Genomic DNA, 12,156 nt, shown 5'->3' with positions numbered 1-12,156 from the left:
AGGAATGCAGCCCGTCAAATGCCCCCTCTGTCCTTTCGCCTGAGATCGTTATCCCTTCGGCGGACGCTGTTGCGTCACTCTCCAGAGTTGTTAGGTCCCGTTGCGGTCCTTGCGCCTGAGAGTTTCCGGGGCGGTTGCTCCTTCGGCACCGGCTTGCGCCGGTTCTCCCGTAACGGTGTGGGCAAGTGCTATGCCGGATCGCGGCGCTGCGTCAAGCAAAGTTGACAGCGCAGCGCTAAAACTTTCATCCCGTGCCGCGATATTGAGCAGCCTACCGCGACCTGCAGGCGCAAGATGTGGACATCAGCGCCGCACGGCGCCAAAACACGCGCATGACACCATATTTTTTCGGCTATGGCAGCCTCGTAAACCGCAGTACCCACGCCTACCCCGACGCCCGTCCGGCGCAGTTGCACGGGTGGCACCGGCTTTGGGTTCGCATCGCAGGGGCATCGCACGTCTTTCTCAGCGTGCTGCCTGAAAAAGACACCGTCATCGACGGGTTGATCGCGGCGGTGCCTGGTGCGGACTGGGTGGCGCTGGATACCCGCGAAACCAACTACAACCGCATCGGGTCGAACGGGGCTGTCGTACACGACATCATTCCCGCCCCCGACATGGCGCATTATTCAGTGCCGACGGACACCCATGTGACATCCGGCGACCACACCATTTTGCTCAGCTATATTGATGTCGTGGTCCAAGGGTTCCTGCGCGAATACGGGGTCGACGGCGTGCAGCGGTTCTTTGACACGACGCGGGGCTGGGACACGCCGATCCTGAATGACCGCGCCGCGCCGAAATACCCGCGTGCACAAGCGCTTACCGCGCAGGAAACCGCGCTGGTGGACGACAATCTGACCCGCCTATCGGCGCAGGTGCAGTAGCGACATCAACCGCCCGTCGCGGGCAAAGACCTCGGGCTTGGCGCGTTTGCGCTGCCCCCCTTGCGCGATCATCCGACGCGCCAGAAGCCACGCCAGCGTCCCAAAGACCACCCCCGCCGCCGCCTGCCCGATCAGCACGCCGGGCGCGCCGAACAGCAGGCTGCCGGCCCAGACCAAGGGAATCATCCCCAGCGTGTTGCGACCCCAGTTGGTGACCGTCGAATAATAGGGGTGGCCCATATTGTTGAACGCTGCATTCGACACGAACAACACGCCGTTGAAAAAGAACGCCAGCGAAAGCGGGCCGCAGAACAGATAGATCAGCGTCAACGTAATGCCTTCGGCGTCAAACATCGCCGCCAGCGGTGCGCGGAACGCAAACAGCGCGGCGGAAATCGCCACGATCACCAAGGCGGCAAAGCTGACCCCCGCGGCATAGGTCCGTTTGACCCGACCCAGATCGCCCGCGCCAAAATTCTGCCCGATGATCGGCCCCACCGCTCCAGACAGGGCAAAGATCACGGCAAAGGCCACAGGCATCATCCGGCTGACAATCGCCATGCCCGCCACCGCGTCTTCGCCATAGGCCGCCATGGCGCGGGTGACATATGCCTGTCCTACAGGCGTTGCGACCTGCGTCAGGATGGCAGGCACCGCGATGGCCAACACCGGCAACAGATCGCGCCACAGCCCCGAAGGACGTGGCATCGCGATCCCGCCATAATGGCGCACGATCGGCATCAACGCGGTATAGGCAATCACCACCCGCGCGACAAAAGACGCCCAGGCGGCACCGGTCAGGCCCAGGTCGAAGGTAAAGATCAGGATGGGGTCAAGAATGGCATTCACGATACCCCCCGCGATCGTTGCCATCATCGCGCGGCGTGCATCCCCATGCGCCCGCAGGATGGCGCTGCCCATCATCCCAACCATGAGGAACGGGACGGACGGCACAACAATCTGCAAGAAATGCACCGCCAGTGTCGCCGTCTCACCGCGCGCGCCGACCAATCCGACCAGAACATCCAGCGATAGAAACACACACAGCGCAAAGATCACGCCGAAAAACGCCCCATAGCACAGCGCATGGGTCGTACGTTCTCGCGCAAGCTGCGCATCATCCTGCCCCAAGGCCCGCGCGACCAAAGCACCGGCCGCAATCCCCAGACCAATCCCGAAAGACGTGGTGAAAAACAAGATCGCCCCGGCATAGCCGATGGCCGCCGCCAGCTCGGCCTTGCCCAGCATAGAAATGAAAATCATGTCGACGAAATCGACAAGGAACACGGCCACCAGCCCGACAGAGGCCAGCAAAGACATGTTGGCCACATGGCCGAACAGGTTGCCCGATAAAAATTTGGCGCGCCCATCAACCATGATGGACGCGCCTTATGTCAGCCGACAGCGGCTTCATTTTGCCAGATAAACTCTCGCCGAAGGCTCCCGAACTTGCGCCCGCGAACCCGACCCGTTTCACCCGCGTGCCTTCACGACTTGCAACAACGGCAGCACGGCGGCCATATCCGGCCCGTGGGGCTTGCCCGTCAGCGCCAGACGCAGCGGCATGAACAGCCCTTTGCCCTTGCGGCCTGTCTGCTCTTTCACTGCGGCAGTCCATGTGCTCCATGTGCTTTCGTCAAATTCGCCCTCGGGCAACAAGGCCAAAGCCTCGGCGACGAACTCTTTGTCTTCGTCCGCGATCACCGGCTCCGCGCCCACGCTAAACATCTGCCACCATCCCTCAAGATCGCGAAGTGTCGTGACGTTTTCGCGGGTGACCTGCCAGAATAGTGCAGCCTTGTCGTCTGGCACACCAAGGGCTGCGATCTCATCAGAGACCGCCTCGAGCGGGAGGGTCTGCAAATAGCGGCCCGTCATCGGGAACAGGTCTTCGACGTCGAACTTGGTCGGCGCAGACCCAAAGCGTTCGATGTCAAAGCCATCGATCAAGGCCTCCATGTCGGTGCGCAGCTCGACCGGATCAGACGACCCCAGACGCGACATGATGGACAGCAAGGCAAACGGATGCACGCCGCGTTCGCGCAGATCGCGCAGCGCCAGCACGCCCAGACGTTTCGACAGCGCCTCGCCTTGCGGACCGGTCAACAGCGAATGGTGCGCAAAGGAGGGAACGGTGCCGCCAAGTGCGTGCATGATCTGAATTTGTGTCGCCGTGTTGGTCACGTGGTCGGACCCGCGCACAACATTGGTCACGCCCATCTCTGTATCATCCACGACTGACGCCAGTGTGTACAAAATCTGGCCGTCACCGCGGATCAAAACGGGGTCCGAAACCGACGCCGCATCAATCGAGATGTCGCCAAGGATGCCGTCCTTCCATTCGATCCGTTCCTGATCCAGCTTAAAGCGCCACACGCCCGGGCCGCGTTCGTCGCGCAGCTTGGCTTTTTCCGCATCCGACAGGTTCAGCGCAGCGCGGTCATAGACCGGCGGCTTGCCCATGTTCAGCTGTTTCTTGCGCTTGAGATCCAGTTCGGTCGGCGTTTCCCACGCTTCATAGAAGCGCCCGATCTTGCGCAGCTCGTCCGCGGCGGCGTGGTATTTCTCCAACCGCTCGGACTGGCGTTCAACGCGATCCCAATGCAGGCCCAGCCACGTCAGGTCTTCTTTCAGACCGTCGACGTATTCTTCCTTGCTGCGCACCGGATCGGTGTCGTCGATCCGCAGGATGAACTCGCCGCCGTTTTTGCGGGCGATCAGATAGTTCATCAGCGCCGTGCGCAGGTTGCCTACGTGGATATAACCGGTCGGGGACGGGGCGAAGCGGGTGATGGTCATTGGGTTCTCCTGATTGGCCGCTGGCTTGTCACAGCGCGGCGTCATTGTCTAGATAACGTGCAGCAGCTCGCGCGCGATCAACTGGGGTCGCGCCAGCGGTTCACGATGGGATAGCGGCGGTCCAACCAGAACGCGCCTTTGGTCAAACGGGGACCGGGGGCGGACTGAAACCGCTTGTATTCACTGATATAAAGCAGGTGCTCGACCTTTTTGGCAACATCGCGGTCAAACCCCGCCGCCACGCAATCGGCGATGGACCCATCGTCGTCGACAAGGATCGTCAGCATCGCATCCAGATCGGGATAATCTGGCAGGCTGTCGCTGTCTTTCTGGTCTTCGCGCAGTTCGGCTGTCGGCGGCTTGTCGATGATACGCGGCGCGATCACCTCCCCTGCGGGGCCCATCATCCAATCGCGATGGTTTTCATTGCGCCAGCGGCAGCTGTCAAAGACGCGGGTTTTGTACATATCCTTGATGGGGTTATAGCCCCCCGCCATGTCGCCATAGATCGTGGCATAGCCCACCGCGACCTCTGACTTGTTGCCTGTGGTCAACAGCATCTCGCCGAACTTGTTACTGACCGCCATCAACAACAGCCCGCGCAGGCGCGACTGGATGTTTTCCTCGGTCAGGTCGGGTTCGGTGCCATCAAACAGCGGGGCCAGTGTGTCGGTGATCGCCGCGCGCCCCTGCGCAATAGGCACATAGTCATAGCGGCAGCCAAGCGCCTTGGCGACGGATTCAGCATCATCCAACGAGGCTTGGGACGTGTATTCGGACGGCAGCATCACACAGCGCACATTGTCAGCGCCAAGCGCATCCACAGCGATCGTTGCCACAATCGCCGAATCGATGCCGCCCGACAGGCCCAGCAACACTTTCTTAAAGCCAGTCTTGCCCATGTAGTCGCGCAAGCCCTGCACCATCACGCGGTAGTCCTGTTCAAGCTCCGATGGCATCGGCACCTTCTCGCCCTCGACCACGCGCCAGCCTTCGGCGGTTTGTTCCAGATCGACATGGGTGATTTGCGCGTCAAAGGCCGGCATTTGAAACGCCAGCTTGCCGCCGGGGTTCAGCGCAAAGCTCGCCCCGTCAAAGACCTGATCATCCTGACCACCCACCATATTGAGGTAAATCAGCGGCAGTTCAGTTTCGACCACACGGGCAACCATATGGTTCAACCGCGTCTCGAACTTGCCGCGATAATAGGGCGATCCGTTGGGCACCAGCAAGAACTCCGCCCCGGTTTCGGCGAGTGTTTCGGCCACATCGGGGTGCCATGCGTCTTCGCAGATCGGGCTGCCGATGCGGGTATCGCCGACGGCGTACGGCCCACCCAAAGGCGCGCTGTCGAAAATACGCACCTCGTCAAAGACAGTCTCGTTTGGCAGGTTGTGTTTGAACACGCGGCTGGCGATCTTGCCGCCCTTGAGGATCACATAAGCGTTATAAAGCTTGGCCCCTTCGACCCAAGGTGCGCCAATGGCCAGCGCGGGCCCGTCGGCACAATCAGCGGCCAGCGCTTCGAGGTGGGTCATGACATCCAGCTGGAACGCCTGCTTCATCACAAGGTCTTGGGCATTGTATCCGGCAAGGAACATCTCTGGCAGAGCCACCAGATCGGCATCGGCCTCTTTGCCTTGGGCCCAGGCATCCCGCGCGAGGTCTGCGTTTCCGGCCAAATCCCCGACGGTGGGGTTCAACTGGCCAAGCGTGATGCGAAAACGCGATGTCATGAGGCGATCCTTCGATAATCTACGCAAGTGATGTAGCAGATCACGCGCCAAGTAAAAGACCAAGGCGCACCGCCGGGCAAAAGACGATTGCCCCCTCGCAGGCCATTGAATAGGCTAAGCGTTAACAAACTCGCCCGCCGCTCTTGGCCGCACTCTCTTTTGAAAGTTGCTGTATGACGAAATTGAACCTGACCCCGCTGATCCTTTGCCTTGGGCTGCTGCCCTTCACCGCACTTGCGCAAGATGGCGACGTACAAAGCAAGCAATACGACGATGGTGGCGTCTATGAGGGGACGTTTAAAGACGGCGTTCAGCACGGGACAGGCACCTACACGCTGCCCAACGGCTATGAATACGAAGGCAATTGGGTCGACGGAGAGATCAAAGGAAAAGGCGTCGCGCGTTTTCCCAACGGATCGGTCTACGAGGGCAACTTTGAAAAGGGCAAGCCGGACGGATTCGGCAAGATCACCTTTGCCGATGGCGGCACTTACGAGGGCGAATGGGAAGCCGGCGCGATCACCGGTCAGGGCATCGCGCAATATGCCAATGGCGTGCGCTACGAAGGGTCGTTCCGCAATGCCAACCACCACGGCAAAGGCGTTATGCAATCCCCCGGCGGCTATGAGTATCAGGGCGACTGGGTGGACGGCGTCAAGCAGGGCGTGGGCAAGATCACCTACCCCGATGGCGCGCTTTATGATGGTGAAATCGTCGATGGCGACCGCAATGGCACCGGCACGCTGACCATGCCCGACGGGCTGACCTATACCGGCCAGTGGCAAGACGGGCAGATCGACGGCACCGGCACGCTGACCCAGCCCAATGGCGACATCTACGAAGGCGATCTGGTCGCCGGCCAGCGCCAAGGCACCGGCAAAGTGACCTACGCCACGGGCGACATCTACGAGGGCAGCTTTGCGGAAGACCGCCGCGAGGGACAAGGCACATTCACCGGCACCGATGGCTATGTCTACACAGGCTCTTGGGTTGCGGGAAAGATCGAGGGGATGGGCAAGGTAACCTACCCCGACGGTTCAGTCTACGAAGGCAGTTTTCGCGATGATCTGGCAGACGGTCAGGGCAAGATCACCTATCCGGACGGATCAACCTATGAAGGATCATGGGTCGTTGGCGTCATCGAAGGCGAAGGCCGAGCGACCTATCCCAACGGCATCGTCTATGAGGGCGGGTTCAAAAATGCCCGCAATGATGGTCAGGGCGTGATGACCTATGCCGACGGCTATAAATACGATGGCAGCTGGAAAGATGGCCAGCGCAACGGCATGGGCACGGCGACCTATCCCGATGGCACAGTCTATACCGGCAGCTTTGCCGACGGGTTGCGCGATGGCACCGGCAAGATCACCATGCCCGACGGGTTCACCTATGACGGCCAGTGGTCCGGCGGAGAGATCGACGGCGCCGGCACCGCGACCTACCCCAACGGTGATATCTACGAAGGGTCGTTCGAGGGCGGCAAACGTCAGGGCCAAGGCACCATGCGCTATAAGACGGGCGAGGAAGTCACTGGCCAGTGGGTGAACGGTGCATTGCAGGAAACGGGCGCGCAGGAAACGGGCGCGGCCCCCGCGAGTGATGCCGACACCGATACCACGCCCAAGGGAACGGCTGAAATACCAGCAGAGGCTCCTGCGGACAGCACGACCGACGCAGACAGCAACGACGGCTAGACCACCTCGCCCGCGTCCAGACGGGCGAGCAGGGCATCGCCTTCGGCCAGAACCGTCTTGCGTTTGTCGGCGTCCATCCGGTCCCATGTGCGGTACATATTGCCCATACGTGGATTGTTCGAGAACCGGTCGCGATGCCGGTCCAGAAAGTGCCAGTACAACAGATTGAACGGGCAGGCTTTGTCGCCCGTTTTCGCACTGACCGAATAATGGCAGCTTTTGCAGTGGTCCGACATGCGGTTAATGTAAGCCCCCGACGAGACATAGGGCTTGGACGCGATGACACCGCCGTCGGCAAACTGGCTCATGCCGATTGTGTTCGGGGCCTCCACCCATTCGAACGCGTCGGCGTAGACGGCCAGATACCATTCATGCACCTGCGCCGGATCAATCCCCGCCAGCAGGGCAAAGTTGCCTGTCACCATCAGCCGCTGGATATGATGCGCATAGGCTTGCGTCTGGGTCTGCCCTACCGCCTTGGCCACACAGTTCATCCGTGTTTCGCCACCCCAGTAGAACCACGGCAGGGCGCGGTCATGCCCTAGGACATTGCGACTGGTATAGTCAGGCCCCTCGAGGAAATAGATGCCGCGCACATATTCGCGCCAGCCAATGATCTGCCGGATGAACCCTTCGACCGCGTTGATCGGCGCATCGCCTGCGGCATAGGCGTCGGCGGCGGCCTCGCAAATCTCGGTCACGTTCAACAGGCCGATGTTGAGGTAAGGCGACAGGATCGCATGGTAGAGAAATGCGTTATCGTTCAGCATCGCATCCTGATAATCGCCGAACTGTGGCAGGGCGTTGGCGATGAAATGGTCCAGCGCCTGCAAGGCCTCTGCGCGAGTGGTGGCGAACCAGAACGGCTCCAGATCCCCGAAGTTATCGCCGAAACGCGCCTGCACCAGATCAAGCACCTCGCGGGTGGTGGCATCCGGTTCAAACCGCAGGGGGCCATCGACGGTCACGTCATCGGGCGCGGCCTTGCGGTTGTCGTGATCAAAGTTCCACTTGCCGCCAGCGGGTTGGTCTCCGTCCATCAGCAGGCCAGTCTTGCGGCGCATTTCACGGTAGAAATACTCCATCCGCAGCGCCTTGCGCCCCTCGGCCCACGCCTCGAATTCGGCATGCGATGCGAGAAAGCGGTCGTCGGGCAGGATCTGCACCTTCAGCGGGGCGTCTTTCAAATTGTCGATCAAACGCCATTCCCCCGGCTCTGTCGCCAGCACATCGCTGGCACCGGTCTGCGCGGTGCGGCGCAGCAATTCCCCCACGATAGAGCCCGCGTTTTCCGTGTCGTCCAGCTGCGTATAGGCGACGGTCCAGCCGTCCGCCTCTAGGGCTTGGGCAAATTTGCGCATCGCGGCAAAGATCAGGGCGATCTTTTTAGGGTGATGCCTGACATAGGCCGCCTCGTCCGCGACTTCGGCCATGACGACGGTGTCATGCGTTTTATCCGCCTGTGCCAACGCGCTAAGCGTTTGGTTCAACTGGTCGCCCAAGACCAGCACCAAGCGCCCTACCACGGCACCGGCTTTCCTGACCAATCAAAGAACTGGCCTGTGTCTTTCGGCGTCAAACTGTCCACCACACCCAGCAAATTCCCCGCTGCCTCTGATGGCTCCACAGCCGGATGACGGGCAAGGTATTTCGCAGTGAAACCGGTCTTGACCGTGCCGGGGTGCAGTGCGACACAGATGCTGTGCCTGTGGCTGCGCGCCAGTTCAATCGCGGACGTGTGCACGATCTGGTTAAGCGCCGCCTTGGCGCTGCGATAGCTGATCCAGCCGCCGATCCGGTTGTCCCCGATCGACCCCACCCGTGCCGAGAGCACGGCAAACACGCACCCCTTGTCGCGCCGCAGCAGGTCGCCCGCATGGCGCAACACCAGCGCGGGGCCGACGGCGTTCAGCGCGAACTGATCCATCATCCCGTCGCGGCTGATGGATTTGATAGATTTTTCGGGCGCAGCGCCGTTTATCTCAAGCGCGCCGGTGGCGACCAGCACCACGTCGAACGGCCCGCCCACAGCGGTGATGTGGCGATCCACGCTTGTCTCATCGGTGATGTTGAACCCATCCACCGACCGAGACAGCCGCGTGACCGCATCGCCGCGCGCCGCGTAGGCGGCGGCCAAGGCGGCACCGACACCGCCCGAGGCCCCTATAATCAAAACCTGTTTCATGCAGGGAAACGTAGCGGAAAACAGCCCCCCTTCAAGCGCGGGAAAAAGGGCGCAGAAAAACCCTTCCCATTTGCGAATGCGCGGGTATAACTTGTCGCCATGACACACGCCGATCATATGTCGATCCTGCCGCGCCGCTGCGCGACTTTCCTGCGTGCCAACCTACTGCTCCTAATCCGCCTCTGAGCGTGCCATCCGGCGCGCCCGCTCAGAGGGATGTGCCGCGCGCCACGGATTTAGACAGCAGAATGAAAGAACCCAAAAGATGACAGATACTACACAACAAGACCGCGTCTTGATTTTCGACACGACATTGCGGGATGGCGAGCAATCCCCCGGCGCGACCATGACCCACGCCGAAAAGATAGAGATCGCGGGCCTGCTGGACGAGATGGGCGTTGATGTGATCGAAGCCGGTTTCCCCATTGCTTCCGAAGGGGATTTCGCCGCCGTCAGCGAAATCGCGAAACTGTCCAAGAATTCGGTCATCTGCGGCTTGGCCCGCGCCCAGCTCGGCGACATTGACCGGTGCTTTGAGGCGATCAAACATGCCGCACAGCCCCGCATTCACACGTTTATCGGCACCTCGCCGCTGCACCGCGCCATTCCGAACCTCACGAAGGACGAGATGGCGGACCGCATCCACGAAACGGTTACCCACGCCCGCAACCTGTGTGACAACGTGCAATGGTCCCCGATGGATGCCACGCGGACAGAGCTGGATTACCTTTACCGCACCGTGGAAATCGCGATCAAGGCAGGGGCCACCACGATCAACATCCCCGATACCGTGGGCTATACCGCACCACGCGAAAGCGCCGATCTGATCCGCAAACTGTTGGAGAACGTGCCCGGCGCGGACGACATCATCTTTGCCACGCACTGCCATAACGACTTGGGCATGGCGACCGCCAACAGCCTTGCCGCCGTCGAAGCGGGCGCACGCCAGATCGAATGCACGATCAACGGCTTGGGCGAACGTGCGGGCAACACCGCACTGGAAGAGGTCGTAATGGCCATGAAGGTCCGCAACGACATCATGCCGTTCCAGACCAAGATCGACAGCACCAAGCTGATGAATATCTCGCGCCGCGTGGCTGCGGTGTCTGGCTTTGCCGTGCAGTTCAACAAGGCCATCGTCGGCAAGAACGCCTTTGCCCACGAAAGCGGCATTCACCAAGATGGCATGCTGAAAAACGCCGAAACATTCGAGATCATGCGCCCCGAAGACGTGGGCCTGACCGAAACCAACATCGTGATGGGCAAACACTCTGGCCGTGCAGCGTTGCGTTCAAAGCTTGAAAACCTCGGCTATGAATTGGGCGACAACCAGTTGAAGGACGTCTTTGTCCGCTTCAAGGAACTGGCCGACCGCAAGAAAGAGATCTACGACGACGATCTTATCGCCTTGATGCGCACCGCGACCGACCCTGAAAGCGACCGTATTGTGCTAGTCAGCATGACTGTGGTCTGCGGCACCGAAGGTCCGCAAAAGGCCGAGATGTCCTTGAGCGTTGATGGCACCGAAGCAAAAACGTCGCAGACTGGCGATGGTCCTGTGGATGCGTCGTTCAACTGTATCAAGGCGCTGGTCGAGCATTCGGCGCGCTTGCAGCTGTATCAGGTACACGCCGTGACCGAAGGCACCGACGCGCAGGCGACGGTTTCTGTACGCCTCGAGGAAGACGGCCGGATCGTCACAGGGCAGTCAGCGGATACCGATACGGTTGTCGCATCGGTCCGCGCCTATATCCACGCGCTGAACCGCCTGCTGGTGCGCCGCGAAAGAGGCGGCACGGACAAGCGCGAGATCAGCTATAAGGACGTGGGCTGAACCATCGGCACCACGGCCCCGAAGATGCAAAAAAGGCCCCCGATTTCGGGGGCCTTTTCTTTGTCTGTCGTCTTGTTAGCGCAGATTAGAAATCTGTCAGACCTGCAAAGGAACCTGTCGCGCTCGAGAAGATGTTGCCCAACGAACGACGCTTGGATGTGCGGCGGCCCAGTTCGTAGTTCACGCCGAATGTCACTTGATCGACGTCTGCGCCGTTGTCGAAGTCCAAGCGGCCCAGGGCCAGCTCTACGTTCGCACCGGGGGTGAATTCATACTGACCACCGATGGTGATCGCACGTACATCTTCGGAGCCCAGATCAAGGAACCCGACAGAACCGATGGCCGAGAAACCGTTGGCGAATTCATACCCGCCAGCAACGGCTACGATGCTCAGATCGTCCAGTTTCACCAGATCGGCCTGCACGTTGTATTGCGCAACGTCATAGTCGGCGTAGGCAGCGTACAGCGTTTCGTCTTCGATGTGAACGAGGTCCAGACCGACGGTGCCTGTGGGTGTTACATCCCAAGCGGCGAAAATGCTGAAGGTCATGTCGTCCAGATCAGAGGAATCACCGATCGCGGCACCAAAAGTGTGTGCGCCGGACTGATACATCCCGAAGAGGCTGGTCACATCGGCATCCATCCCCGCAAGGTCGAAACGCGAGTAGTCCAGACCGATGTTGAACCCGTTGGCCAACGCGTATTCAACGCCCACGGTGCCCAGTTCAATGTCGACGCCTTCGATGTCGATGTTCGACAATTCGCCCGAGAAGATGAAGTTGTCGTAGCGGTATTCGATGCCACCGCCCAAGGATTTCACGTCGATCGTGCCTGCGCCGTCAACGTCAAAGTCGTGAAGCTTCGCGAATGCTGCGCCGTAGGTCAGTTCGGCTGCAGCGGCGGTTGCCGACACGCTCAAGACGGAGGCGATAAAAAGATTACGGATCATGCTGGTTCCTTCGCACAATTTATGATTGCTCGTGTGGCAGCTCTTAGGCGCGGCGGAATCCGCCTGCAACCA

The 12,156-nt window shown here is 60.5% G+C and carries 9 protein-coding genes and 1 riboswitch; of the genes, 3 read left to right on the top strand and 6 right to left on the bottom strand.

Annotated features, from left to right (window positions below; all coding sequences use genetic code 11):
- Window positions 1–93 precede the first annotated feature (93 nt).
- Window positions 94–180: riboswitch (glycine riboswitch) on the bottom strand.
- 152 nt (window positions 181–332) lie between these two features.
- Complete coding sequence (locus ACVBAU_RS03740; RefSeq protein ID WP_138924365.1) at window positions 333–887, top strand: gamma-glutamylcyclotransferase family protein; 555 nt, start codon at window positions 333–335, stop codon at window positions 885–887.
- On the opposite strand, the gene ACVBAU_RS03735 is transcribed toward ACVBAU_RS03740, so the two are convergent.
- The 3 genes from ACVBAU_RS03735 to ACVBAU_RS03725 form a co-directional block, all read right to left on the bottom strand.
- Complete coding sequence (locus ACVBAU_RS03735) at window positions 867–2,264, bottom strand: MATE family efflux transporter (protein WP_138924366.1); 1,398 nt, start codon at window positions 2,262–2,264, stop codon at window positions 867–869. The two genes, ACVBAU_RS03740 and ACVBAU_RS03735, sit on opposite strands and share 21 nt — an antisense overlap.
- A 96-nt stretch (window positions 2,265–2,360) precedes the next feature.
- On the bottom strand, window positions 2,361–3,686 hold the full coding sequence (gene gltX / locus ACVBAU_RS03730; RefSeq protein ID WP_448327965.1) for a glutamate--tRNA ligase: 1,326 nt from the start codon (window positions 3,684–3,686) through the stop codon (window positions 2,361–2,363).
- A gap of 77 nt (window positions 3,687–3,763) precedes the next feature.
- A complete protein-coding gene (locus tag ACVBAU_RS03725) occupies window positions 3,764–5,422 on the bottom strand; it encodes an NAD+ synthase (RefSeq protein WP_448327963.1) in 1,659 nt (552 codons plus the stop codon).
- Between the two features lie 173 nt (window positions 5,423–5,595).
- Between ACVBAU_RS03725 and ACVBAU_RS03720 the strand changes: the two genes are divergently transcribed.
- The gene (locus ACVBAU_RS03720) at window positions 5,596–7,116 is read left to right on the top strand and encodes an MORN repeat-containing protein (protein WP_448327961.1); all 1,521 of its coding nucleotides are present in this window, start codon (window positions 5,596–5,598) and stop codon (window positions 7,114–7,116) included.
- Here the strand turns inward: ACVBAU_RS03720 and ACVBAU_RS03715 are convergent.
- Both ACVBAU_RS03715 and ACVBAU_RS03710 read right to left on the bottom strand, forming a co-directional pair.
- Window positions 7,113–8,642 (bottom strand): cryptochrome/photolyase family protein, encoded by a 1,530-nt coding sequence (locus tag ACVBAU_RS03715; RefSeq protein ID WP_448327960.1) that lies wholly within the window; start codon window positions 8,640–8,642, stop codon window positions 7,113–7,115. The two genes, ACVBAU_RS03720 and ACVBAU_RS03715, sit on opposite strands and share 4 nt — an antisense overlap.
- Window positions 8,636–9,301, bottom strand: a complete 666-nt coding sequence (locus tag ACVBAU_RS03710; protein ID WP_448328901.1) for an SDR family NAD(P)-dependent oxidoreductase — start codon at window positions 9,299–9,301, stop codon at window positions 8,636–8,638. Before ACVBAU_RS03710 ends, ACVBAU_RS03715 begins: the two co-directional genes overlap by 7 nt.
- Before the next feature lie 265 nt (window positions 9,302–9,566).
- Between ACVBAU_RS03710 and ACVBAU_RS03705 the strand changes: the two genes are divergently transcribed.
- Window positions 9,567–11,135: a 2-isopropylmalate synthase gene (locus ACVBAU_RS03705; RefSeq protein ID WP_448327958.1), complete on the top strand. Its 1,569-nt coding sequence runs from the start codon at window positions 9,567–9,569 to the stop codon at window positions 11,133–11,135.
- A gap of 85 nt (window positions 11,136–11,220) precedes the next feature.
- Here the strand turns inward: ACVBAU_RS03705 and ACVBAU_RS03700 are convergent, their stop codons facing one another.
- Complete coding sequence (locus ACVBAU_RS03700; protein ID WP_138924372.1) at window positions 11,221–12,084, bottom strand: porin; 864 nt, start codon at window positions 12,082–12,084, stop codon at window positions 11,221–11,223.
- Window positions 12,085–12,156 lie beyond the last annotated feature (72 nt).

It is taken from the genome of Sulfitobacter sp. M13 (assembly GCF_053474885.1).
Note: the sequence above shows the minus strand (reverse complement) of the source record. Positions and strands in the feature narration are given on the sequence as shown.

Coding starts and splice junctions, on each gene's coding strand:
- ACVBAU_RS03725 (WP_448327963.1), bottom strand. CDS start 5,422: ATGACATCGCGTTTTCGCATCACGCTTGGCCAGTTGAACCCCACCGTC.
- ACVBAU_RS03705 (WP_448327958.1), top strand. CDS start 9,567: ATGACAGATACTACACAACAAGACCGCGTCTTGATTTTCGACACGACA.
- ACVBAU_RS03740 (WP_138924365.1), top strand. CDS start 333: ATGACACCATATTTTTTCGGCTATGGCAGCCTCGTAAACCGCAGTACC.
- ACVBAU_RS03710 (WP_448328901.1), bottom strand. CDS start 9,301: ATGAAACAGGTTTTGATTATAGGGGCCTCGGGCGGTGTCGGTGCCGCC.
- ACVBAU_RS03720 (WP_448327961.1), top strand. CDS start 5,596: ATGACGAAATTGAACCTGACCCCGCTGATCCTTTGCCTTGGGCTGCTG.
- ACVBAU_RS03735 (WP_138924366.1), bottom strand. CDS start 2,264: ATGGTTGATGGGCGCGCCAAATTTTTATCGGGCAACCTGTTCGGCCAT.
- gltX (WP_448327965.1), bottom strand. CDS start 3,686: ATGACCATCACCCGCTTCGCCCCGTCCCCGACCGGTTATATCCACGTA.
- ACVBAU_RS03700 (WP_138924372.1), bottom strand. CDS start 12,084: ATGATCCGTAATCTTTTTATCGCCTCCGTCTTGAGCGTGTCGGCAACC.